Here is a 23,097-nt window from a genome sequence, read left to right on the forward strand (position 1 = left end):
GGTCCTTGCGCTACACGCGCGGTTCCAGTCACAAATTATAGGCGGGTACCAGGATGACATCGGGATATGTTGAGGTGCTTGAGGATTGGAACGACCAGGGCACGAACCGCTCTGCCGTGCGTTCCGATCGCGGCCAGGCACGTACCCCCGGTCGCGGTCACTTTTCAGCAAACCTAGTTGTCGTTACTCGCAAAGAGTCGGTCGAGGGAATCCCGACAAAGATGTTGTGGCATCGAGTTGTCCCGTAGATCCCACAGCACAACTCGATGTGTCACCGCAGAGTTCTACGCGGCCAACGTCGCTACGTCGTCCCCGGCGGGCAGAGCCATCGGTTCCATCGCGGTGAGCTCGCCGCGCAACGGCGCCGACAGTTTCGCACCACCCGATTCGATGTGTCCGGCGATGGTGAAAACCGCGTCGATAATGTCGCGGTTCGCATCCTCAACGTTGGCGTATAGACGGTTCACCTGGTTACGGAATGCGGCGAGATCACCGCTGAACTTGTTGGCCCGCTTCATGATTATCTCCAGGCAGTTCATGAATTCGTCGCTGGTGACGTAGCTGTACATCCTCGCCTCTGCCCGGCCGCTGCGCGCAACGTTCGCCAGTTCGATCCGGCGCGCCGCGATGACCATCATCCGGAACGACCCGGCCAGATGCGGGGCGAGCTCGAAGTCGCACACGGGCGTCCCGTCGAGGTAGCCCGATCCTTCGATCCCCTGTGGCATCGCCTCGGTCACCAGGATGGCGAACTTCGCGCCTGCGGCGCGCCCGTCACTGGCCAGCTTCCTCAACCACGACTTGTTGAACGTCTTGGTCCACTTGCACTCCCACACGATCACCCCGCAGTCGCGGCCGTGCTCGCGCACGGTTTGGACGACATCCGCGCCGCGCTGTCCGCGGGGCACGACCCTGACGTCGTCCTCGCAGTAGCGCCGCTTCAGTTCCTCGGCGAACAATTCCTGCCGGATGATGCCCTCTGGCTGAGGTCGCGACCCGAAAGCCGCCGCGGTCTGGTGCGCCTTGTCCAGCTCGTTCATCGTTGTGGCGAGCTTGCCCTCGAGATCCACAATCTTGGCCTTCTGCTTCTGCTGCTCGCGTACCACCGCTTTCTGGACCGTCGTGAGTGCCATTTTCTCAGCGCGGTCACGGATCTCGTCGTCGATCTCGGCGCGCATGGCGGCCTTCTCCAACCGCATCGCGGCGTTGGCGTCCTTGACTTTGGCCAGCTCGTCGCGCGTGACCTGGCGCTGCGCAGCCTGATCGGCGAGCTCAGCGTGTAGCGCCCGGATCTGCTCCGCGCTCTGTGCCGCCGCCTGCGCGGCTGTGACACGCTCGAACTCGGCACGCTCACGGCTCGTCGCGGCTGCGGCGCTCTGCAGGCTCTGACGCTCAGCCTTCAACGTCTCGATGATCGCGGCATTGTCCTGCATCTGCGCATCATGTTGCAATCGCAGCTCCAACTCTGCTTGCGCACGGGCGCTCTCGACCGCCCGAACAATCCGCTGCTGCGTCTGTTTCGCCAGCTTCTGCTGGGCTTCGGCCGCGCCCTGGATTCGCGCCTCCGACAGCCGAACCTCGAAACCGACCTTCTCGGCGGACAACTGCCCGAGGCTCTTCTCCACCTTCTGCATCGACGCCTCAGCCTGCTTGATCGTCTTGTCACGCTGCGCGATCTCGGCGTCTTTGGCCACCAGAAGGGCCTGATTCTCCGACGTCGCCTGAGCACGCTCACTCTGCCGGATCTGGGCAATCTGTGGTGCCATCACTTGCTCTATCAACGCGGACCCAAGGTCGCAACCACACTTCGGGCACGCCACCGCACCATCAACAACTTCAGGACTACTTCGCCGCGCCATTGTTTCTCTCTCGTCAGATCATTGGAACGGCGGCAGTCTGCACGACGGCACCGACACACCCAACCGGCGATCCACCCAGGGGCGACCACGCAGCTACTGGCGTGTTTTGTGTCGGACGGGGTCGATGACGAATGCCACGTGGCACCACACACCCGAATATCATGCGATCTCGTGCGAATTCCCTTGCAAGGCAGCGCCCCTAGCGCTACGAGTGCGCGAACAGCACACAGCAAAGATTGGAAAGCCAGCAACTATTGAGTCACTCGACGATGTAGCTGTCGCGCCGCCCACACGCTCGCCGATGAGGTCGGCCACCTGGAAGTCCGGTCCGGCAGCAGCCCTCGAGGGAGTGGGATTCTCCGACGGCGGTGCCGTTGAACGGAGTACGGTTCGCGCAGCGAGAATGCTTCGACCCCAATTCCACACCACCTCAAGCTGATTCGATGCCTGCGCGCGGTCACGGATGGCTCCGCTGACTACAGACGGGTTGCCAACACACACAACTGTCGGAGAGTTTGGCAATCGGCGCTCTAGCTTCGGCGAGCCCATGGAATGATCGCTGTACTCGGTAACCAGTGGGAGGCGGTGGGTGGATGAACAACCCTGTGAATCCCTTCGAGGCATCGGCATCGGCGCTTGGCTACCTCTACCAGCTCCGCGTGGCTCTGCAGCGGTGCGTGGAGCTTTCCAGGGGCGGGATCGAGTGGAGCGTCGCGATTGAGGCGACGGACGATGTCGAGTCCCTCATCGGGTCACGCACCGAGCTGACCCAGCTGAAGAAGCGGGCGGAAAACGTGAGGCTGACGGACCTGTCGACCGACCTATGGAAGACAATCAGGGTCTGGTCAGAGGCCATCACCGAGAGACGGATCGACCTTGCCGAGACCAGCTTCTACCTGGTCACCACCGCAGAGCTGCCTGACGGCAGCGCGGGATACTTCCTGCAGCCCGAGACCAGCGGGCATCGCGACGAGCAGGCCGCCGAAGCCCTTCTCATCCAAGCTCGGCAGTCGTCGGAGAGTAAGACTCTCGCCAAGGCATTCGAAGCATTCGACGCAGTCGACGAACAACGCCGCGCCGAGCTCATCAGCCGCATAGAAGTCATTGGTGATGCGCCCGGCATGGACGAGATCAGGAATGATCTGCTGGGCTACGCGAGTCTGGCCGTCGAGCGACGCTTCGCCGAGGCCTTCCTGCAGCGCCTGGAAGGTTGGTTTTTCCAGCGGGCATCCGTCCAGATGAGCACCCCGGGATCGGATCCGGTGACGGGGGCCGAGTTCGACGAGCTGTTCACCGATCTGCGCAGCCAGATCGGTGAACAGAACCTGCCTATCGACCGTGACATCGTCGAACTAACGGCGATGGACCTGGCTGCCCTCGATGCCACCGACAAGGTCTTCGTCCACCAGCTGCGGCTGATCGACGTGGGCGCGGAAAGAATCCGGTTCGCGGTGCGAGACTGGATGCGAGCCTTCACCCAGCGCTCCCGTTGGGCCAACGAGAACCTGGTACGTACTGGGGAGATCGGCGCCTACGAGCGCAGACTCCGGGAGGAGTGGGAATCGCAGTTCGCGGAGATGCGCGAGGAGCTCGGCGACGAGGCCACCGAGGACGAAATGAAACGCCAAGCGAGGTTGATCTACAGATGGGTCGACCGCGACGCCCGGATGCGCATCCGTCCCGGCTGCGACGAGGTGTTCGTCACCAAGGGGTCATACCAGATGCTCGCGGATGAGCTGCAGGTCGGGTGGCACCCAGACTTTACCGCCCGCCTGGCAGCACTGCTGGAACCGACCGGAGCCCGCTGATGGCCGATCTTGATCTCAGTCGGGAAGAGCGAGCCCTGTTCAATCCCGCTTTCACCGGCCTCGTGTGCGTCCGGGCCGTGCAGGGCTACGAAAAGAAGTACGGCTCCGCGTGCCCGCTTCCAGTCGCCGTGACCGCTGCGGTCATGGCCCTCCAGCCGTCCATCCGAGGGGCGCTACCGGCCACCACTGGAACGGGACTGATGCGCTGGCTCGATGAGAATGAGGACGTACGCATAGCAATGGGCCTTAACGCCACCGCCCTCGCCACCGTCGTACGGCCGGGGCTGCTGTTTTCCCTGCAGACCGGGGTGCTCAGCCTGCAAGGATCCGGGCTGACGGTGCCGCCGCGGTCAGTAAAGGCCCTTGCATACGGCCATCAGCAGCACACCGCGATTCAGAAGGCCGCCCAACAACTCGGGCGCTGGCTGCCCAGCACCGGCAGCATCAGCACCGTCATGACCCTACTCGGAGTTCGAGCGTGACCTTTCAGATCCAAGCGGTCACCGTCTACGGCAAGCAGCCCGGACAGGTGCGCACGGTCCCCTTCAACGTCGGCACGCTCAACATCGTCACAGGCGACTCCCGGCGCGGGAAGAGCGCGCTGCTCACAATCATCGACTATTGCCTGGCCAGCTCCGACTATCCCGTCAAAGCCGGCGAAGTCCGTAAGTACGTCAGCACTTACGCTGTCACCCTGGTCAAACCGGGCCAGCAGCTCTTTGTCGCTCGGCGGGCCCCCGAGCGCGGAGCCGCCGTCAGCACGGTGCTGTGCATCCTGTCGCAGGCACCAAACACTCCGCCCCCCTTGTTGGAGGAGCTGTCCTTCACGACGCCTCTCGAGGTCGCCAAGGACCTCCTCAGCGACTTCTCCGGCATCGACCGGACCGTCAAGGTTCCCGCCGTCGGCCAAGCCAAGACCGTCGCACCCTCGATCCGCCACGGATTGTATTTCTGCTTTCAGGCACAGAACGAGGTCGCCAACCCCGATCTGCTATTCCACTCCCAGGGCGAGGAGTGGCGTCCGAACACCATCCGCGGTGTGATCCCATACTTCCTCGGCGCCGTCGACCCCGAACAGGCCGCGCGGCGCAACAGGTTGCGACTACTGCGCCGGGACCTCTCCGACCTCGAGGCCAAACTCGCCCAGGGCCGCAACCTCAGCCCGGCCGCAGGGCAGGCCCGAGCCCTGCTGACCGAGGCGGCCGAGGCGGGGCTCATTCCACCTAACGACCACGAGCCAGTCGCCGAGGAAGTCTTTGCCCTGCTCCGCTTCGCCCTTGAAGGCAGAAGCAGGGCCCGGCTCTCACCCAGAGCAGACATCAGCGATAGTGATCCGCTGGCCAATGCCATCGGACAACGCGCTCAATTGCGCCGTGCGATGGTGCAGTCCCGGACGCGCATCTCCGACCTCAAACGCTCGCTCGAGGAGAACGACGACTTCGACGGAGAAGCACGTGAGCAGCGCACCCGCCTCGCATCCCTTGGACTGATGCGGGTGGACCGCGAAGCCTCCCAGGCCGGTCATTGCCCGGTGTGCGAGAGCCCGATCGCCTCGGCCAACGACACGGTGGCTGCCCTCATGCACGACCTCGAACGCCTCGACGGCGACCTTCAGATCATTCGCAGCAATACACCTGCCCTGCAACGGCAGCTGGCACAGGAAGAAGAGCAACTGCAGCGATCGCGCGCAGCTCTCGCCCGCAACCAGGACGAAATCAACGAGATCAGCGCGGGGCTGCGGTCACCACAGCAGGAGACGGACGACGTGGAGCGGGCCGCCCATGTGCGTGGCCGCATCAGTCTCTACCTCGATACCACCGCCCAACTCGTCAGTGCCCCACACGTCGAGGATCGCCGCGAAGGCCTTCGGCAGCAGATCGCCGGACTGGAAAACCTCCTCAGCGACGACACCCAGGATGACCGGCTCGCCAGCTACCTCTCGGTGATCAGCCAGAACATCCGCACCAAGGCAGTCGCGCTGAGACTCGACCATTCGGATGCGCCCATCCGTCTCGATGTCAACCGGCTGACCGTCGTCGCCGACACAAATGATGGCCCAGTCCGGCTCGCCGACATGGGAAGCGCCGAGAACCACCTCGGCTACCACGTCGCCACGCTGCTGAGCCTGCACGAGTGGTTCAGCGAGCACGGCGGCCCCGTCCCGCGGACGCTGATCCTCGACCAGCCGTCCCAGGTATATTTCCCGCCCGACTACGGCGAGCCCACCCGCGACCTCAGCCACCTGCTGAACGTCTACAAGGCCATCGTCGACACCACCAGAGCCCTCGAAGGCGCCCTTCAGGTCATCGTCGTCGAACACGCTGACTTGGCCGACCCGCTATTCCGTGACCACGTCATTGAACGTTGGCGCTATAGCAACAACCGGGCCCTGGTACCTCCGGAGTGGATTACCGAACCTATCGACGACGAAGACGGGTAACCGTAGCGCAGCAAAATCTGGACGCACGGTCGCGGGTGATCGGCGCCTTCTTGTCTCGTTGCCACACGGTTTCAGGTCTCAACCTTGGTGATTCGTCACGGCGAGTGCCGGTTGCCGCTGTAAAAGGTCAGGTCGGCTGTTCTGATCCAGCCGCAGTTTCGTCGCCGTCGCAGAGGGATGCGGGTGGGTTCACGAAGAGAGCGATCACCGAGCCGGTTCGTTCCACTTCCGCCGTCTGCATCTGTTTGTGCAGCGCAGCGATGTCCGCATCGGCGGCAGCCACCTCGGCACCGATGCGTCTCTGCACATCCAGCGAGGGCAAGGGACGAGCAGCTTGCCGAGGTTGGCAGAGCTGATGGACGGGATCGTCGTGCCGGCGACTGTGCCCCGGTCGCGGACGGGCACGACAGCCTTGAATACCCCGGCATTGCCTGGTTTACTCACGCCGAACCCAAACCGTGAATATAATCTGACCAGCGCTTCTGGCATCAGATGACGGCCGTTACGTACGCCTGCACGGGGATAGCGGCACGAGATCGACTTGCACACTTCAATGTAGGGGCGGTGCGGCATCAGCAACGATGTGAGCTCGGGCGGTGAATTCGAGACCTTCTCGCTCGAGGAGGTGTGCCAGCTCACTGGCGCGCCGTCGCAAGACTGGCTATCTCGCCGGATCAGCAGCGGCTCTGGCCAGGCTCGACTACGGAACATTCGCCCTCCCGAATTCCTCCCGTTCGGCAACTGCGCTGGTGTATGCAGCCATCAGCGCATCTCGTACTTCCTCCTCCGGTCGGAGTTCATAGACGAAGTTCAGCAGTTGCTGCCGATTTGGCATCGCCTCAGCAGCCATCCAACCGGGCAGGCCGGTGCGTGTCGACTCAGATTCAAACATCTCCGGGGTAACGCCCGCGCTGTGCACGCACGACCAAATGCGATGCGCGAGTAGCAGACGCATGTTGTAGCGGGCGGCAGACACACCCGTGCCGTGAAGACTGGCTATGAGGTGGTCGTAGGGCTTCTGAGGTGGCTCACCGCCCGGACCGCCCTTTGCCGCCGCAGCAGCGCGAGCCCGATCCAACTTAGTGGATCGTGCCGGCTGGCGGAGGGGAAGCCCAGACTGAGGACTGCTCACGCGGATGGGCTGCTCCTCGGTCATGACAGGTTCTTCGTGCAGGTTGCGCTCTTCATGAACACCGAGGCTCCACAGCCTCATGACCTTGTCCACCTCGGACTGGCACGCGAGTGCACCGACAAGCGCCACGGTCATCGCACGCGCGGGCATCCGTGGGCCGGTCAGCGCCTTGTACACGGTCTGGTGGGAGTATCCGGCCATCCGCCCCAGCTCGGTGGTGGACTTGTCGCCACACTCGGTTATCAACCGCTGTAAGTACAGGAAGAACGACAACCGGGCACCCGGGGGAACACTCGGCTTCCTGAGACGGCGCTTCGCCATCGACGACCCCTTGGCAATATCTTTTCAACCTGACATCTACTTCACATCAGTGGTATCTCACCAGTTCAGCAGACCACCTGAGAAGAGTTTGCCCGGAAAAACCGTTGCTGCCAACCTTGTTTCATCACCACAGCCGAACGCATATCCGGCACTCAGCATCACAAACAGACTCAAAGTATGAAAATAGGAGGTAGCAGTGCCACACCGTTCCCCCCGGGCCGTCCAGCCGAAGCCCAGCGTCGTCAAGAGGGGTTCACAGAGTTCCCCTGTGCCAGTCTCGATGTCGTGGACCGGCGCGGCCGTCGATCTTCTCGCGCTGACACTGATACTGACCACATTGGTTGCCCTGGTCGTGTTCGGCAACGCCGATGCCGCGGTTATTGCCGCCGTGGGCGCTGCCACAGCCATCGCGATTCGAGCTTGGCACGGCCGACGTAGCGCCTAACCCGTAGCGAGCGGCAGCGGTCAGGCTGACGCCAGACCAATTCCGGAAAAGATCTTGTGTCGACCAGTGCAAATGTCGATCCGTCGCAGTGCATCGGAACCACGACAGGGTTCGGACGAGCTGAATCAATCAGACACACAGCCAAAGCGGGGGGACTGGTGCACAATCTGGTGACAGCGTGACCTGCCGTGCAGCAATCTCAACCCGGATCGCGGCCGGTCAACGGACCACTCCGACATCGTCCGCTACCGCTTCCACGGTGAAACCCCAGCCGACCGTCAACGTGACCAAGCCGACCTCGCGCAACGAGCGACTGAACTACGCGCCGTGGATGTAGACCGGCAGGTGGCGGTGACCGTTGGAGATGAAGCTGGGCACCGTGCCGAGTTCGGTCACGGGAGCGGCCAGCTTCAGATCGGCGAACCGTTCGAACAGAGCAGGCAGCGACACCAGCGCCTCGAGGCGGGCCAGCGGCGCGCCGAGGCAGTGGTGTGCCCCGTAGCCGAAAGCCATGTGCGACTGCTTCTCCCGCGTGGGATCGAACTCATCGGCGGTATCGCCGTGCAGCTTCGGATCGCGCGCGGCACCGGCGTAGCTCGCCAGAATCGGCTCGCCCTTGGCAATCTGCACACCGTCGATATCGATGTCGTCCACCGCGAAACGCAACGGCAGATGCGCGACCGGCGATTCGAATCGCAGCGTCTCCTCGACCAGAGAGGGCCACGTGATCGTGCCCGCGCGCACGCCCGCGAGCACATCGGGCCGGGTGAGCAGCGCGGTGATCGCCTGGTCGAGCAGATTCACGGTGGTCTCGTGACCCGCCGAAATCACCAGCAGCAGCGTGCCGACCAACTCTTCCTCGCTGAGTCGGCCATCCTCCTCGTCGCGCTGGACGATCAGCAGGCTCGTGATGTCGTCACCTGGCTGTTCGCGCCGCAGCGCCACCAATTCACCGAGGATCCGATACATCTCCATGTAATTGGCCTGTGACTGCTCCGGGGTGAGCGTGGTGTCGAAGAGGCCGTCGACGCACGTGCGCAGACCTGGGTTCAGAGACTCGGGCACGCCCATCAGTTCCGAGATCACCTGGATCGGCAGCGGGTAGGCGAACTGCGCGCGCAGGTCCACTGTCTGACCGGCCGGGGTCCGTGCCAGCTCGTCGAGCAGTTCGTTGGTGATGCGCTCGACCTGTTCGCGCATGGCCTCGGTGCGCCGCGCGGTGAAGGCGGGTGCCACTAGCTTGCGCAGCCTGCGGTGATCGGTGCCGTAGGCGGTGAACATGTTCGGCGCCGAAACCCACAGGTACAGCGGCCAATCCGGGGGGATCTCACCGGCGACGAACGCGGGCCAGTGCCGGCTGGCGTCCTTGGAGACGCGGGGATCGACGAGCAGTTTCTCCAGCAGCGCGGCATCGGTGATCGACCATGCCTGCACCCCGCCCGGCAACTCGACCCTGGTGGCGGGACCGTGCGCCCTGATCTCGACGATCTCACCCTGAATGTCTTGCCCAGTCGGATCCATTACGACCCGATTCGAAACCGTGGTCACGGTCTTGCGGTGAGAGGTTGTGGTGTCGGAACCTGCGGCCATTGTGCTTCTCTTGGCGTCAAGGATGCTTCTGTTGGCTGCCACAGCATTTCGGTTGGCGACAATGCCAGCACGGTTGGCCGCCGGGGCCTGGTGGTTGACGACCATGGCCAGAGGGCGGCTGCCGATTTGTCCAGCAAGGCGAGGGAGGGGGAATCTCTCGGTACGGGCACGGTTTCGTAGCTCAATATAGATGGCGGGAATGTCGAGAAGTGCAGGCCCATTGGGGATTCCGCGGAAGAGCACGTCGATCAAGGCACGGGTGAACATCGGGCCATCGGGGTGTCGGAGTGCGGCTTGGTAGGGGCCTGCCGCAGTAAGCACGAGACTTGTGGGTATCCGGCTGAGACCATCGAGTGCACCAAGGGTGTTGGCGGCTTGGCCGGAGTAGCAGGCGTCGATGATCACCAAGGCGCGGTGGGCTTTGCTGGCCGCAACCAGTTCACGAATTTCGTCGTATGCGATCGCGGTGTAGTCGGCGTCGGGGTCGGTATCGGGGCCTGCCAGCAGAAGTTCGCCGTGGCGCGAGACCAGGCCATGTCCGGCAAAGTAGAACAGCACGGTGTCCTCTGCATTCTTGGTGGCGCTGGCGATCGCTGCCAGTACTTCTTCGCGGGTCGGCGCGGACAGAAAGGTGACACGTTCAGGGTCGAAGGTGGGATTGTCGGGGTCAGTGAGCCGGTAACGAAGTTCGGCGACCTGTTCGGAGGTTCCGGGCAGATTGTCTAGCTTCGGGTTGGTGTAAGACGAAATTCCGACCATGACCGCACGGGAGGTCGCGCGATCAGGCAGTGAGGCGCCCATCGTCGTCCCAGCGGGCAATGCCGTGAGATCAGCACCAGTCGATGTTCCGAGGCAATCGCTCCGGACGGCGGCCTGAAACAAGTCATCGATGCGGTCGCACCATTTGTCGACAGTCTCTCCTTGGCGAGGACGACGCTCACAGGCCTTTGTGGCCAGGTTTTCCGTGACCCTGAGCAAGTGGTCGGGGTGAGGCAGGGTGACTGTGGCGAATAGCTTCTGTACCGAGTCCTTGCCGACGCCAGTGGCCTCGGCCATCGCGCGCAGGCTCGGCCAGGCGGCGTTGGCGTGCAGGACATGCAGTTCGGCGATGAGGTCGCGCAGCGGCCCTTGCGGGATGTTGGGCATCGGCAGCTGCGCCAAATGACTCTCCTGCCGTGCGGAATCTGTCTGTGTTTGTCTGCGGGTGTCGGTAACTGTACGTGCTCTGACTGACCCCCGTCCTGGGAGTGGAGGGCAATGGAGGACGGCGTCTGCGATCGTGCTGCACGCCCAGAATCGTGCGAGAACATCCGTTGTGTGACAACAAACTTCGAGCTCACACGATGGAATGGAGTTCCGGTGACAACGAACAATTCGGACAGACTGCAGCGGCGACCCGTTGACGGGAGCACCGCCCAAGTCGTCTCTGACTCGACGATCGCGCGGAGGCGCAGCGTGATGCTGCGTAAAGCTGCCCGCTTGGTCGGGCACGGTCTGAACGCAGCGGCCCTGCTCGTCGCGTTGGCCGGATATCACGACATCGCGGCCGCGCTACGGGTTGTGTCGCTTCTCGTGCGCATCGCGGCCACCGTCACGACGTTGACGGTGGCGCGGATGATCTGGTCAGGCGCAGCAACGTCGGCCGGACGAATCACTTGTGTTGCGGTACTTCGGATTCGCGCCATCGTGCGCAGAGCGAGATCGATTAGGCTGCCCCGCCGTCGCAGGTCGCCTCAGGTGCCGATGAAGCCGAGCTCCGGCTCCTCCGAGTCCGAAGGAGAAGCTCCTCTCCCACATCCAGAGTAGGAATCCGAGTCCTCCACGAATGACATAATCTTCGTCACCGGGATGTCGGGAGGCTGGATGAGGCTTGTGGCAACGCCGCAGGATGCGGAGCAATTGGCTGCGAGGATCATGGAGGGCATGGGGTACCACCAGGTGAGGGTTACACCGCCTGGTCCTGACGGCGGGATCGACGTCTGGTCCACTAAAGCCGTCGCGCAGGTCAAATTCCACCAAAAGCCGACCGGTCGCCCTGACATCCAGAAGCTGTACGGGGCCAGAGGCCTCAACCATGACCAGGAGATGCTCTTCTTCAGCTACGCGGGGTTCACCAAGGCCGCCGTCGAATGTGCGAACGACCTTGGAACAGCACTGTTCGTATACGACTCGGCCGGCCGACATCATGCAGCAAATTCATGCGCCGAAGCCCTGATCGGAAGGACCAGACGAGCCGTTCCCCACACAACGTGGCACGCCCAACAATCGCCGACGCGAGCAGTTGGCCACACGCCGACCGTAACCGCAGGCATCGGTCGGAATGTGTCTGTCCACCAATCGCCAGCGCGACCAGCCGACCAACCGGCCGTAACCGCAGACGCCGGTCAGGATCCGATTTCACCCTTTGTGCCGGGAGTGGGCGTTTCTGCCTCTTTGCTGCTTTTGCTCGGCAGCTTGGCTGTCGACGGGTGGTCGTCCACCACAATCGTGCTGACTACCTTGAGTACGCTTGGATGCGCCTGCTCGATTTGGCTATGGAACGTATCCCAGCCAGACGACCTCCGCGAGGTTGTACGCCGACGGAGCGTTGCACTGCAGATCCGCGCTAAGGATCTAGGTCGGCCTGCGCGAACCCCTCAACCATCGGAAACTACATCGGGGACCGCTGTCGATCAACCAGCTGAACAACGGCAGGAGCGGGTGTGACCATACGACAGGCAGGTTGCCGGGTGAGTGTCCCGACACGGCGGCGGCGACTTGGTTCGTCGTCCGCGTGAGAAGAGCGAGACGCCCCGCCAATCGGGGTGAAACCATGACCGCTCGGATGCATCCGGGCGTCTGGCGCCCAACGAGGAACACGATGCTCAGCAGGACACGCAAGTGTAGCGGTGCGTGGCACATTTGACCCATCCCAAAAATACCCCAAGACTTCGGGATGACTGCGCGTGATCGACAGTGAACGCCGATGTATTACGTTGCGCTATAACCACAGGTAGGTCGCGCGTGGTGACTGCCAGTGATCAGCTGTGACCACGGGAACGTCCTGAACCAACAACGGCAGGTTTCTGGTTCGAGTCCAGATGGGGGAGCACCTCAAAAAGAAGGTTCCGACCTGCGAATGTTCGCATGTGTTGGGACCTCTCTTTTGTGTTCCACTCAGGGCGCAACGCTCTCACCTGGCCTTTTGCGCGAGTCGACCCGCCTACACCCGGTTTTGGGGTCAAGTCTGATGACGCTTGAGGAAACTGCCTCTGTCCTGCGGAATCGCTACAATGTAAAAGGTCTTCTGAGAAGGGCAACACGGAATCAACACGTTTTGGATTGCGCGTTGCCACTCCCTGTAGTTGGTGTGAGATCCGGAAGTCGGCGTCCTTGGAGACCACTCCTCAGTGTCGGCGACCTTGGCTACCTGGTCGTCGGCGGTGCGGTTTCCTGTGGGCAACTGCGTTGTGTGCCACGCATCGTGCCCAGCGTCGTGCAGGAACCGAACCGTGCCGGGAGTTGCGCGTCGACCAGGAACGTCACGCTGCACTGACAGAGACGACGGTGTATCCGCCTGCTGCGAGAGCACCGAACTCCAGCGCGGCAAGCAGGTCGTCGGATTCCAGGTCTGGGTAGTCGTCGAGGATTTCCTCGGTGCTCATGCCCGAAGCCATCATCTCCAGGATGTTCCGCACCGGGATCCGAAGGCCGCGCACTACCGGCTGACCATGGCAGATCTGCGGATCAGAGGTGATGCGATCGGGGCGGGACATAGGGATCACCGTAGCCTTGGCGATGAGATCTCTGCCAGCAATCATCGCGGATAGGGGCCGCGGCCCGGTCTGGGCTCCGGCTGGTCCGCGGTCTGTGGTTTCGTGCTGAAAGTTGGGATCGGTAGGCGGCGAGTCTGGCATCCACTTACCCCATGACATCTTCTCAGCTTCCCTCGAACCAACCACAGCCCGCTGGCTTGAACAAAAAGACCAGCGCGATCCTGTCGTACGCGCTGGGCTGGCTCACCGGAATCACCTTCCTCTTTGTGGGAAAGAACGATCCCGATGTGAAATTCCATGCCGCGCAGTCAGTCGTCTTCTTCGGGGCGGTCTCGGTGCTCAATATTGTTCTGAGCGTCGTCGGCTCGCTCCTCGGAGCCCTGGGGATCATCCTCAGCCTCGCCGGACTCGCACTCGCGGTCTTCGCCGTCGTTGTCTGGATCATGGCCATGGTCCAGGCGAACAACAGCGGCGGTGTCCGCGCGGAGCTTCCCATTGTCGGAAAATTCACTGCCCCGTATGCCGATAAATTGGCCAGTTCGGTCAAGTAGCGGCGTATTCGAAGTCCCCGCACGGCAGCCGGACGCAAGACTCCGAAGATCAACGGCCCGAGGCTATCTCGGGCCGTTGACGTCCGCACGAAACGCCGTACCGGCGGCCTTCCTGACCGCGCTAGGCGGGTCCGCAGAGTTTGGTGTCAGCGGAGTTTCAGCGAGCAGGCGCAGGTCGCGATGTAGAGCACCGTCATGGGCATGTCATGGGTTCGGGAATTCCTTTTCGTTGGGCGATGTCGGCGGTGAAGACGACCATGATGTCGTCGGTGAGGTTGTAGAAGCTCGGCGTGCCAGCGGGTTCTGACCGGCCCGAAGCGATCCAAATGGTGTGGGCGCCAACGGTCATTCGGACTGCGGCTGGGACGTGAAGTCCGGGGTCGAAGTCGCGAAACCAGCAGAGGTCGGCGTGGGAGATCGGTTCGCCGATCAGTGGGGCCCAGCGTGGATGGGTGGCCATGGGTGCTGGAGCCGGGCCGTCTTCGGCGATTCGGATGAATTCGGAGATAGGGCGAGTAAAGATTTCGAGGTGGTATTGGGTGAAGCTGCTGTTCCAGATCGCGGAGTAGAGCTGCCCGGTGTCGGTGGCCAGTTCAACGCCCATGCAGGGTTCGTGCCAGTCGCCGTAGTCCCATTCTTCGGGTTGGTAGGTGTCGTCGTCGATTAGCACGGGCAGGGTGTAGTAGGTGACGCCGGTGAGGCGTTGTCCGCGCAGGCCAGCCACTGTTTGTTCGAGCTCGGCGGTGGTTGTCGTGGCCACAGCAGGTCCTGTCGGTTGGGCGATATCGAGCGCAGCGCGGGTGCGGGTCGCGGTATTTCAGGGTGGCAGGTCACGCAGGGGCGGGCGAGTCAATTTTCAAAGGCTGCTCGGGTTCGGACGACGAGTCACGCTGTCGAGCACGGCCGATCTTCGCCAGAGGCGTTGTCTCGCAGTAGCTCCAAAGCACATCTATCGCGAAGATGCTGCGGGACTATCCGGGTCGACCACAGGGCCGACGGATTGCCCCTTCGCGTCCAGTATCCATGCGCCAGAAGCGAATCCGGCGTGTTTCAGCGTTGTCGTCGATCGCGAACCTACACCCGCCTCACCCAGGAGTTACAAGATCTCGTGAACCAGGGCAAGATCAAACACACCACGAAGGACTTCCGAAGTTGACCCCCACTGACGACGACGCTGCGACCCGCTTACTCGGCGAGTATCGCCGGGCAGGCGGGTATGCCGACACGATCCCGGAAATCGGCAGCCGCCTGCAGAACTCGCCAGCCGCGGCACCGGCTCCCGTTCGCTGAGCCCCGGGTATCGGGATGCGATGACCGTCGGCACGGCAAGGACCAGTCGCCCGCGCGGGTGCGCCCCAATCCTGGTGTTCGCTCGGTAGAGCTCACCGACCGATGAACCTAGCGTGGCTGTGGTGGGCTCAGGCGGCGTCGGTGTGGTGACTGGTGAAGCTCACCTGGGTTTCGTCGGCATCGAGGGCGATGTTGAGGGTGGCGTCGAGGGCATCGGCGAGTTTTGCAAGCAGTGGCAGGGTAGGGACGGTGTCGGAGCCTTCGATGCGCGAGATCTTCGCTTGGGTCAGGCCCGCACGTTCGCCGAGCTCGGCTTGCGTGAGACCGAGTTCAGTCCGGCGGTCGAAGACGGCTCGAGCAAGTGCCATGGAGAGTTGGATCTCACGGCGGGCCTCGGCAACGTCGGCGGGTTCGGTGTAGCCCTCGGTGAGTTGACGTTCCCGGAGGGACTTCCGGCGGGTATGGCTCATCGGTCCAGTTCTCCCCTCTCGATCGTGCGGACGAATTCTTGATGGGCGGGTTCGTGTTCGGCCTGGCAGGTTTGTTGTGCCAGTTTCGCTCGTTTGACTTCGATGTCTTCGCGCATCTTGGTCTTGCGGAACACGGTCAACAGGACGACGCGACGTCCTGGTGCGAGCCAGTAGGTGATGCGGATCGCGGCGCCGTCCAACGTTGGACGTAACTCGCGGACTCCGTCGCCGAGGTATCGAGCGAAGGGTTCGCCGAGGGTCTCTGCGCGTTCGGCGAGGAGGCCGACGTATTCGTCGACCTCGAGGAAGTGCTTGGCTGGTAGTGCTTGTAGCCAGTCGCGCACTTCGGGCTCGATCTCGATGGTGAACAGTTCACCCATGACCTCATGCTATATGTCGTCAACAGCATATCGCAAGCGGGTGGCGAAGGTTACGCCAACTCGACATGGCCGTCCAGCACACGCCGCTCGACCTACAACACGGAAACAACACGGATTCAGCGGGAAGTAGCGGGATCGGTTGGGATACAACGGGAACACCTTCAATGGCGAATCCGCAAGTGATAGGTTCTTTTGGGAATCGATGAGAAACATTGGGGTGCAACAGAATTCAATGGCAGGTTGCTGGTTCGAGTCCAGATGGGGGAGCATTTACCAGGGCGAACCCTCGCTACAGGAAACAACATCTGTCACCGTTTCAGTCAAAGTTGAAACCGCCTCGGCTCGGTAAGATTGCATCCCTAAACCCCGGCGGTCTCAGGACCACCCTTCAGATCGCACGCGCCCATAGGGTTCGGCGGGATGTGCCAACGGTGCGCAGCCAGCCTCGTGGGCTGAAATCAGGAGGGGTCGAACCATGAACAGCGCGTGGCGAGCCGCCGGTTTTTCCGTCGGCTTTGCAGCAAGCGATCGCGGTCTCGTCGGGGCTCGCGTCAGCCAACCCGGTGTTGATAAGCGGCGACCCGGCCCCCGGAGTCCAGGGCTCCCTGTACCTCGACGATGCCAGGGACCCCGCTTGGACGAGCGCGGTGTTCGCGACAGCGGGGATAGGGACCGCCGTCGTACCGCCGGGATTGGGCGTTGTCACCCACCCCGGCGGTTATGTCGGATTCGGTCCCGCACTCCCGGGGTTCTATTCGGGACCCGCCGGCGTCAGTGGGCTCTGCTTCAATGCCGCCCTCGAGCTCACTGCAATCACCGGGAACGTGGGGTAAGCCAGGTAGCCAGCATCTTTGGTGGGATCTCGAGTCTCGCGGCGACTTCGTATGTCAATGCCCTGTTTGATTTCGTCGCGGATGATCGCCGGGCAGCCGATGCGCCCCTGACAGACGTGCCCCGGCGGTATGCAGGATTATCTGCCGCCGAACGGGTTCGAACCGATCGATGCCATTTCGCTGATCGAGTTCTGCCTACTGGTACCGGCGGCGTTAACGGAAGCCGCCGCGGTCCGGCGCCAGCGGAAGCGCAAGCACCCCAAGAGCCACCGGAAGCGCAGGCGAGATGGCGGAGTCCCTGTTCGTCGGTCGCGATGGTGGGGTGGCAGTAGGTGTTCAGCGTGACGATGGGCTGAATACCGGACCGAGAAACGTTTGCAGGTAGGCCGTCAGGGCCTCTCGATCGTTCACGTCGACTGCCGATCCCGGCGTCCCTACCAGGGAGACGAGTATCCGGACCAGCCATTCCGCTGCCCCGGGCAGGTCGAGGTCCGCGCGGGCCAGTCCGCGTCGCTGGGCGTCACGCAGCCGGTCCACCCAGAAGCCGGACAGCTGCGCGACCACGTCCTGGGAGTACGTGCCCATGATCTCGGCGTACTCGTGTGGTTCCCGGGCGGCCAGTTCAACGGCCAACGGCCCCAAGGGATTCTGCTTCGACAGCACGACCGCCTCGGTCAGCATGCCGGACACGCTGTCCTGTCGCGCGATCCGATCGGCCGCATCCTCCCAGAAGTCCGCGCCCCGGCGGATCAGCGCTGCCGAGAGCAGTGTCGCCTTGTCGGTGAAGAACCGGTACAGGTAGGCGCGGCTGACATCGGCTTCCTGGGCCACGGCGCGCACGGTGGTGCGGCGGATCCCGTCGCGTGCCAGACAGAGTTCGGCGGCGTTCAGAATGCGGTCGCGCACGACGCTGGAGTCGGGTTTCATGGCCGCTCGATCATAGGCGTCGAAAAGTTCGGAGAACTTTTTTTGTAGACACTTATACCAAAGTGTCTACAAGGCGCTACCTTGTCCACCATGACCGGCCGCACGGCGTCCCGGTCGGCCGACCGAGGCAACGTTGCGTCGGGACGGTGAGCGCTACGGAGGACATATGGGATTCCTGCTACCGGTGGAACCGGACATCGATGCGGACGAGTTGCGCCGCAGCCCCCGACCCACCCAGATGCGCATCCTCTCGGAGAACTACCTCTCGCAAGGTTTCGGGACACCCGATGTGGTGTACGTCGGCTATCTCGTGAAGATCGCGCTATTCATCCTCGGCGCAGCACTTTTCGCGTTGACCACACCCGGCGTGGACGGCCTGCTCGACATCGGCCAGTGGTGGACCCTGCCGGTCGTGTGGCAGAAGGTTGTGCTCTGGTGCATCCTCTTCGAGGTCACCGGCCTTGGCTGCGGATTCGGGCCACTGAACCTTCGCTTCCTGCCTCCGCTGGGTTCGTTTCTCTACTGGTTCCGCCGCGGAACCGTCCGGATGCCGCCGTGGCCCGGACGGGTCCCGCTCACCTCCGGGCACCGGCGCGGCGTCGTCGACATCATCATGTACGCCGCATTGCTCGTCGCGCTGCTAGGAGCGTTGGTCTCCGCACCCGCCGCCGGGACGGTTCAGCTGCCGTGGCAGCCGGTGGCCGTGGTCCTGGGACTGCTCGCGGTCATCGGACTGCGTGACCGGACCATCTTCCTGGCAGCCCGAGCGGAGGTCTACGGCGCGATCGCCGTGACCTTCCTCGTGCCGTTCCCCGACTCCCTCGTGGCCGCCGAGTTCGTCCTGCTGTGCATCTGGTGGGGTGCGGCGGTCTCGAAGCTCAACGTGCACTTCCCGTCGGTGGTGCAGGCGATGGAGGCGAACAGCCCGCTGTGGCGAACCAAGCGCGTCAAGCATCTCGTCACCAAGTCGCACCCCAATGACCTGCGCCCGTCCGGGCTCTCGAAGTTGCTCGCCCACAGCGGAACCGCGATCGAATTCGTCGTCCCGCTCGTGCTGATCCTCTCCGGCGGCGGCACCCTCACGACGTTCGCCGCGACCGCGATGATCCTGTTCCACCTGCACATCATCGTGACGATCCCGATGGGGACACCCCTCGAGTGGAACGTCTTCATGATCTTCGCCGTGCTGACGGTGTTCGTGGACAAGGCGTCCCTGGGGCTCGACGACCTCGCTCATCCCGCGGTCCTGTTGATTCCGGCGGTCAGCTTCCTGCTCATGATCCTGGGCAACCTGTTCCCGGAACGGATCTCCTTCCTGGTCGGGATGCGTTACTACGCCGGGAACTGGGACACCACCGTCTGGTGCCTCTCACCCAGCGGCGAGCAGAAGCTGGCCGACGGCACGATCCGCTTCGCGATGCTGCCGCACCGCCAGTTGGCGAAGGTCTACGGCAGTGAGGACGAGGCCCGGGCCACGCGGCTCACCGGTTTCGCGTTCCGCGCGATCCACACCCACGGTCGCGCGCACGCGGCCTTGCTGCCCCGACTCCTAGCGGACCGGCCCGCGCCGGAGTACGTCGAACTCGACGGCGAGACGGTGGCCGGCGTCGTGCTCGGTTGGAACTTCGGCGACGGTCACCTGCACTCGGAGCAACTCGTCGAGACGCTCCAGGACCTGTGTGCCTTCGAACCGGGTGAACTGCGGGTGCTGGTCTTGGACGCCCAGCCGATCCACCGGCAGACCCAGGCCTACCGGTTGCTCGACGCCGCGACCGGTGAGTTCGAGCGGGGCACGGTGCGGGTAGCGGACATGGTCAACCGGCAACCGTGGGCCGACGACATGCCGGTGACGGTCACCAGCGACGCTCGGGCGCGCTGACATGGCGAACGCGCGAACCGCGGTCGTGGTCGGTTCCGGCCCCAATGGGCTGGCCGCCGCCGTCCGGCTGGCCGGGCACGGAGTGCGGGTGACGGTGCTCGAAGCTGCCGAGAACCCGGGGGGAGGCGCGCGCACGAGTGAACTGACGCTGCCCGGATTGCTGCACGATGTCTGTTCCGCGGTGCACCCGTTCGGGGTCGCCTCCCCGTACCTGGCGACCCTGCCGCTCGCCGAACACGGCCTGCGGTGGCGGTGGCCCGAGATCGACCTCGTCCATCCCCTGGCGGACGGATCGGCCGGCGTGCTGGTCGGCGACGTCGACCGCACGGCCGCCGGAATGGGTGCCGACGCGGACGCCTGGCGTCGGGTCTTCGGGCCCCTCGCGCGCACCTTCGATACCCTCGCCCCCGAGGTGCTCGGACCGCTCCTTCGCGTGCCCAGGCATCCGGTCGCCCTGGCCAGGTTCGGACTCCGGGCCGGACTCCCGGCTACCGTCCTGGCCAAGGCATTCCGCACACCTCAGGCCCGAGCCCTGCTCATGGGGTGCGCGGCGCATCTGTTTCAGCCGCTGAACCGTCCGCTGTCGGCGTCGGTCGGCGTTATGTTGATAGCGGCCGGGCATCGTCACGGCTGGCCGGTAGCGGAGGGCGGTTCGCAGGCAATCACCTCGGCGCTGGTCTCCCTCCTGCGGGAGCGCGGCGGAACGATCGAGTTCAACACTCCGGTCAGGTCGTTCGCGGATCTGCCACCCGCCGACGTGACGCTGTTCGACACGACTCCGCAGGCGGCCGCCGAGATCCTCGGTGAGCGGCTAGGCAGCCGACGCCGACGCCGATACCGGTCCTACAAGTTCGGCCCGGCCGCCTTCAAGGTGGACCTGGCTGTGCGCGAGGGAATCCCGTGGACCAATGAATCCGCGCGTCGGGCCGGCACGGTCCACCTGGGTGGCACCGCTGGCGAGGTGGCGGCCGCGGAGGCCGCCGTCGTCGCGGGCAGGATGCCGGAGCGACCGTTGGTGCTCGTCGGGCAGCAGTACCTGGCCGATTCGACCCGATCGGTCGAGGGAGTCCATCCGGTCTGGGCGTATGCGCATGTCCCGTCCGGCTACGACGGGGACGCGACGGAGGTTGTGCTGGACCAGATCGAGGCGTACGCGCCCGGTTTCCGCCGCCGGATCGCCGCGGTGCATGCCACCTCGCCGGCGGAGTACGAGAATTACAACTTGAACTACGTCGGAGGCGATATCGGGGGCGGGGCGAACACGCCGCTCCAGATGGTCGGCCGACCGGGGTTCGGGCTCGACCCGTACGCGACCGGGGTCGACGGCATGTTCCTGTGCTCGGCCTCCACCCCTCCTGGTGCCGGCGTGCACGGCATGTGCGGGGCAGGCGCCGCCGCCAGCGCGTTGCGAAGTCTGGGCATCGACGTGCAGCAGATCGGACGCCGACTGATTTACCCGCAACGAACTCATCACCTACGAGGCCCTTGGCCTGTGCGGTGAGGTGAGTCCGGTGCATTCGCCGAATCCGCAACCACCTACGGCGGCTCGGTCGTCGTCAACCCGTCCGGCGGCCTCATCTCCAAGGGTCACCCGCTCGGCGCGACCGGCCTCGCCCAGGCCACCGAATTGTCTTGGTAGCTGCGCGGTCTCGCGGGCGAACGCCAGGTCCAGGGTGCCCGCACGGCCCTCGCGCACAATCTAGGTCTCGGTGGAGCGGTGGTCGTCACCCTCTACCGCGGCTACAACGCATAACCCATTACCCTCGGAGTGGAGTAACCAAAATGACCAGCATCGATCCCGATACCCGGCTCCGCATGCCCGTGCACAACGGGCACGCACTGGTGGCCGGGTTGCGCCGGAACAAGCACAAGCCGGTGCTGACCCTCGGTGACGCCGTGCTCACCGGCGGTGACGTCCTGGACGCCATCAGCTGCTATATCGACGCCTTCGCCGAGCACGGCGTGGTGTGCGGTACTCCGATCGGCGTCCTCGCACTGAATCGACCCGAAGTACTGTTCACCATCGGTGCTGGTCAGATCGCCGGTCACCGCCGGACCGCGCTGCACCCCATCGGCGGCCTGGACGACCACGCGTATGTGCTCGCCGACGCGGGCATCACCACGCTGATCCTCGATCCGGTTCCGGCGTTCGTCGAGCGCGCCCGCGCGCTGGTCGACATGGTGCCGGGACTGAACCGGGTCCTGGTGCTCGGCCCGGTGCCCGAGGCGCTGTCCGATGTGGGCATCGACCTCCTGGCTACCGCTGATAAGTTCTCCCCGCGCCCGGTGCAGGCCGTCGAATTGCGGCCCGAGGATGTCATTTCCATCGCCTATACCGGCGGTACCACCGGAAAGCCCAAGGGCGTCATCGGTACGTCGCAGGCCATGGCGACCATGACGCAGATCCAGCTCTCGGAGTGGGAGTGGCCGAAGAACCCCAAGTTCCTCATCTGCACCCCACTCTCGCACGCGGGCGCGGCGTTCTTCCTGCCGGTCGTGCTGCTCGGCGGTCAGGCGATCGTACTGCCGCGTTTCGAGCCGGGTGAGGTGCTCGCGGCGATCGAAGAGCACAAGATCAACTCGACGATGCTGGTGCCGTCCATGCTGTACGCGCTACTGGACCACCCGGATTCGCACACCCGCGACCTGTCCTCGCTCGAAACCGTGTACTACGGTGCGGCCGCGATCGATCCGAATCGCCTGCAGGAAGCCATCGATCGCTTCGGGCCGATCTTCGCCCAGTACTTCGGCCAGTCCGAAGCACCCATGGCCATCAGCTACTTGGGCAAGGACGAGCACGACGAGGCACGACTCACCTCGTGCGGTCGCCCGTCCAATGCGATCCGGGTGGCCCTGCTCGATGACAAGGACAATGTCGTCGCTCCGGGCGAGGTCGGCGAAATCTGTGTCTCCGGACCGTTATTGGCGGGCGGATACCTGAATCTGCCCGAGGTCACCGCGGAAACCTTCCACGACGGCTGGCTCCGCACCGGCGACCTGGCCCGCGAAGACGAGGACGGGTTCCTGTTCATCGTCGGGCGCAGCAAGGACATGGTTGTCACCGGCGGCTTCAATGTCTTCCCCCGCGAGGTGGAAGACATTGTCTCCGAACACCCCCGGGTGCGCAACGTGGCCGTGGTGGGCGTCCCCGACCCGCACTGGGGCGAGGCAGTCACCGCGGTGCTCGTGCTCGACAAGGACACCGCCGCCGATCCCGCGGCCGTGGAGACCGTGACCGCCGAGATTCAGGCAGCGGTCAAGCGACGCAAGGGTTCCGTGCAGGTCCCCAAGCATGTGCTGCTGGTTGACGAGCTGCCGCTCACCGGCCTCGGCAAACCCGATAAGAAGGTCATTCGAGTACTCGCGGCCGAACGCCTCGGCCTCGCCTAGTCACGCTTGATCGGCGGTCGGCGGCGA

18 protein-coding genes and 1 pseudogene are annotated in these 23,097 nt (G+C 64.0%); 10 read left to right on the forward strand and 9 right to left on the reverse strand.

Annotated features, from left to right (window positions below; all coding sequences use genetic code 11):
* Positions 1-284: 284 nt before the first annotated feature.
* Positions 285-1,766, reverse strand: a complete 1,482-nt coding sequence (locus ACFWO8_RS19085; protein WP_378952568.1) for a DUF2130 domain-containing protein — start codon at positions 1,764-1,766, stop codon at positions 285-287.
* A 686-nt stretch (positions 1,767-2,452) separates the two neighbouring features.
* Between ACFWO8_RS19085 and ACFWO8_RS19090 the strand changes: the two genes are divergently transcribed.
* The 3 genes from ACFWO8_RS19090 to ACFWO8_RS19100 are packed head-to-tail and all read left to right on the forward strand — an operon-like array spanning position 2,453 to position 6,107.
* Complete coding sequence (locus ACFWO8_RS19090) at positions 2,453-3,667, forward strand: ABC-three component system protein (protein ID WP_266298752.1); 1,215 nt, start codon at positions 2,453-2,455, stop codon at positions 3,665-3,667.
* On the forward strand, positions 3,667-4,149 hold the full coding sequence (locus ACFWO8_RS19095) for a three component ABC system middle component (RefSeq protein ID WP_378952572.1): 483 nt from the start codon (positions 3,667-3,669) through the stop codon (positions 4,147-4,149). Before ACFWO8_RS19090 ends, ACFWO8_RS19095 begins: the two co-directional genes overlap by 1 nt.
* Positions 4,146-6,107, forward strand: a complete 1,962-nt coding sequence (locus tag ACFWO8_RS19100; RefSeq protein WP_378952575.1) for a DUF3732 domain-containing protein — start codon at positions 4,146-4,148, stop codon at positions 6,105-6,107. Before ACFWO8_RS19095 ends, ACFWO8_RS19100 begins: the two co-directional genes overlap by 4 nt.
* Before the next feature lie 127 nt (positions 6,108-6,234).
* Here ACFWO8_RS19100 and ACFWO8_RS19105 read toward each other — a convergent pair whose 3' ends face one another.
* Together ACFWO8_RS19105 and ACFWO8_RS19110 are read right to left on the reverse strand one after the other, a co-directional pair.
* On the reverse strand, positions 6,235-6,429 hold the full coding sequence (locus tag ACFWO8_RS19105) for a hypothetical protein (RefSeq protein WP_378952578.1): 195 nt from the start codon (positions 6,427-6,429) through the stop codon (positions 6,235-6,237).
* Positions 6,430-6,807: 378 nt separating this feature from the next.
* Entirely contained in the window at positions 6,808-7,560 is a 753-nt protein-coding gene (locus ACFWO8_RS19110; RefSeq protein WP_378952581.1) for a hypothetical protein, read from the reverse strand.
* A gap of 268 nt (positions 7,561-7,828) precedes the next feature.
* Here ACFWO8_RS19110 and ACFWO8_RS19115 point away from each other — a divergent pair, with 268 nt between their 5' ends.
* Positions 7,829-8,005: a hypothetical protein gene (locus ACFWO8_RS19115; protein ID WP_378952584.1), complete on the forward strand. Its 177-nt coding sequence runs from the start codon at positions 7,829-7,831 to the stop codon at positions 8,003-8,005.
* 318 nt (positions 8,006-8,323) lie between these two features.
* Here the strand turns inward: ACFWO8_RS19115 and ACFWO8_RS19120 are convergent, their stop codons facing one another.
* A complete protein-coding gene (locus ACFWO8_RS19120; RefSeq protein ID WP_378952587.1) occupies positions 8,324-10,756 on the reverse strand; it encodes a cytochrome P450 in 2,433 nt (810 codons plus the stop codon).
* A gap of 702 nt (positions 10,757-11,458) precedes the next feature.
* On the opposite strand from ACFWO8_RS19120, the gene ACFWO8_RS19125 reads away from it, so the two are divergent.
* Positions 11,459-12,301, forward strand: coding sequence for a restriction endonuclease (locus tag ACFWO8_RS19125; RefSeq protein ID WP_378952590.1), 843 nt, complete (start codon positions 11,459-11,461; stop codon positions 12,299-12,301).
* Between the two features lie 815 nt (positions 12,302-13,116).
* Here the strand turns inward: ACFWO8_RS19125 and ACFWO8_RS19130 are convergent.
* Positions 13,117-13,350, reverse strand: a complete 234-nt coding sequence (locus tag ACFWO8_RS19130) for a DUF433 domain-containing protein (protein WP_378952593.1) — start codon at positions 13,348-13,350, stop codon at positions 13,117-13,119.
* Between the two features lie 152 nt (positions 13,351-13,502).
* Here ACFWO8_RS19130 and ACFWO8_RS19135 point away from each other — a divergent pair, with 152 nt between their 5' ends.
* Positions 13,503-13,901: a DUF4870 domain-containing protein gene (locus ACFWO8_RS19135; protein WP_378952596.1), complete on the forward strand. Its 399-nt coding sequence runs from the start codon at positions 13,503-13,505 to the stop codon at positions 13,899-13,901.
* 193 nt (positions 13,902-14,094) lie between these two features.
* Here the strand turns inward: ACFWO8_RS19135 and ACFWO8_RS19140 are convergent, their stop codons facing one another.
* The 4 genes from ACFWO8_RS19140 to ACFWO8_RS19155 all read right to left on the reverse strand — a co-directional run bounded on the left by ACFWO8_RS19140 (position 14,095) and on the right by ACFWO8_RS19155 (position 17,801).
* The gene (locus tag ACFWO8_RS19140; RefSeq protein WP_378952599.1) at positions 14,095-14,625 is read right to left on the reverse strand and encodes a hypothetical protein; all 531 of its coding nucleotides are present in this window, start codon (positions 14,623-14,625) and stop codon (positions 14,095-14,097) included.
* A gap of 694 nt (positions 14,626-15,319) precedes the next feature.
* Complete coding sequence (locus ACFWO8_RS19145; RefSeq protein WP_378952602.1) at positions 15,320-15,661, reverse strand: helix-turn-helix domain-containing protein; 342 nt, start codon at positions 15,659-15,661, stop codon at positions 15,320-15,322.
* On the reverse strand, positions 15,658-16,041 hold the full coding sequence (locus ACFWO8_RS19150; protein WP_378952605.1) for a type II toxin-antitoxin system RelE/ParE family toxin: 384 nt from the start codon (positions 16,039-16,041) through the stop codon (positions 15,658-15,660). The genes ACFWO8_RS19145 and ACFWO8_RS19150 overlap by 4 nt, the downstream gene beginning before the upstream one ends.
* A gap of 1,169 nt (positions 16,042-17,210) precedes the next feature.
* Complete coding sequence (locus ACFWO8_RS19155) at positions 17,211-17,801, reverse strand: TetR/AcrR family transcriptional regulator (protein ID WP_378952608.1); 591 nt, start codon at positions 17,799-17,801, stop codon at positions 17,211-17,213.
* Positions 17,802-17,967: 166 nt separating this feature from the next.
* On the opposite strand from ACFWO8_RS19155, the gene ACFWO8_RS19160 reads away from it, so the two are divergent.
* From ACFWO8_RS19160 to fadD8, 4 genes and pseudogenes are all read left to right on the forward strand, one after another.
* The gene (locus ACFWO8_RS19160; protein ID WP_378952611.1) at positions 17,968-19,680 is read left to right on the forward strand and encodes a DUF3556 domain-containing protein; all 1,713 of its coding nucleotides are present in this window, start codon (positions 17,968-17,970) and stop codon (positions 19,678-19,680) included.
* 1 nt (position 19,681) lies between these two features.
* A complete protein-coding gene (locus ACFWO8_RS19165) occupies positions 19,682-21,181 on the forward strand; it encodes a phytoene desaturase family protein (protein ID WP_378952614.1) in 1,500 nt (499 codons plus the stop codon).
* A 60-nt stretch (positions 21,182-21,241) separates the two neighbouring features.
* Positions 21,242-21,319: pseudogene (locus ACFWO8_RS19170) on the forward strand (hypothetical protein); the annotation flags it as partial.
* Positions 21,320-21,462: 143 nt separating this feature from the next.
* Positions 21,463-23,070: a fatty-acid--CoA ligase FadD8 gene (gene fadD8, locus ACFWO8_RS19175; protein ID WP_378952617.1), complete on the forward strand. Its 1,608-nt coding sequence runs from the start codon at positions 21,463-21,465 to the stop codon at positions 23,068-23,070.
* Positions 23,071-23,097: the final 27 nt, after the last annotated feature.

The organism is Nocardia sp. NPDC058480 (assembly GCF_042720495.1).
Lineage (GTDB): Bacteria > Actinomycetota > Actinomycetes > Mycobacteriales > Mycobacteriaceae > Nocardia.

What these genes read in the sequence shown, in the direction of transcription:
- ACFWO8_RS19085 (WP_378952568.1), bottom strand. Translation starts at nt 1,766, where the DNA reads ATGGCACCACAGATTGCCCAGATCCGGCAGAGTGAGCGTGCTCAGGCG.
- ACFWO8_RS19090 (WP_266298752.1), top strand. Translation starts at nt 2,453, where the DNA reads ATGAACAACCCTGTGAATCCCTTCGAGGCATCGGCATCGGCGCTTGGC.
- ACFWO8_RS19095 (WP_378952572.1), top strand. Translation starts at nt 3,667, where the DNA reads ATGGCCGATCTTGATCTCAGTCGGGAAGAGCGAGCCCTGTTCAATCCC.
- ACFWO8_RS19110 (WP_378952581.1), bottom strand. Translation starts at nt 7,560, where the DNA reads ATGGCGAAGCGCCGTCTCAGGAAGCCGAGTGTTCCCCCGGGTGCCCGG.
- ACFWO8_RS19125 (WP_378952590.1), top strand. Translation starts at nt 11,459, where the DNA reads ATGAGGCTTGTGGCAACGCCGCAGGATGCGGAGCAATTGGCTGCGAGG.
- ACFWO8_RS19130 (WP_378952593.1), bottom strand. Translation starts at nt 13,350, where the DNA reads ATGTCCCGCCCCGATCGCATCACCTCTGATCCGCAGATCTGCCATGGT.
- ACFWO8_RS19135 (WP_378952596.1), top strand. Translation starts at nt 13,503, where the DNA reads ATGACATCTTCTCAGCTTCCCTCGAACCAACCACAGCCCGCTGGCTTG.
- ACFWO8_RS19145 (WP_378952602.1), bottom strand. Translation starts at nt 15,661, where the DNA reads ATGAGCCATACCCGCCGGAAGTCCCTCCGGGAACGTCAACTCACCGAG.
- ACFWO8_RS19150 (WP_378952605.1), bottom strand. Translation starts at nt 16,041, where the DNA reads ATGGGTGAACTGTTCACCATCGAGATCGAGCCCGAAGTGCGCGACTGG.
- ACFWO8_RS19155 (WP_378952608.1), bottom strand. Translation starts at nt 17,801, where the DNA reads ATGAAACCCGACTCCAGCGTCGTGCGCGACCGCATTCTGAACGCCGCC.
- ACFWO8_RS19160 (WP_378952611.1), top strand. Translation starts at nt 17,968, where the DNA reads ATGGGATTCCTGCTACCGGTGGAACCGGACATCGATGCGGACGAGTTG.
- ACFWO8_RS19165 (WP_378952614.1), top strand. Translation starts at nt 19,682, where the DNA reads ATGGCGAACGCGCGAACCGCGGTCGTGGTCGGTTCCGGCCCCAATGGG.
- fadD8 (WP_378952617.1), top strand. Translation starts at nt 21,463, where the DNA reads ATGACCAGCATCGATCCCGATACCCGGCTCCGCATGCCCGTGCACAAC.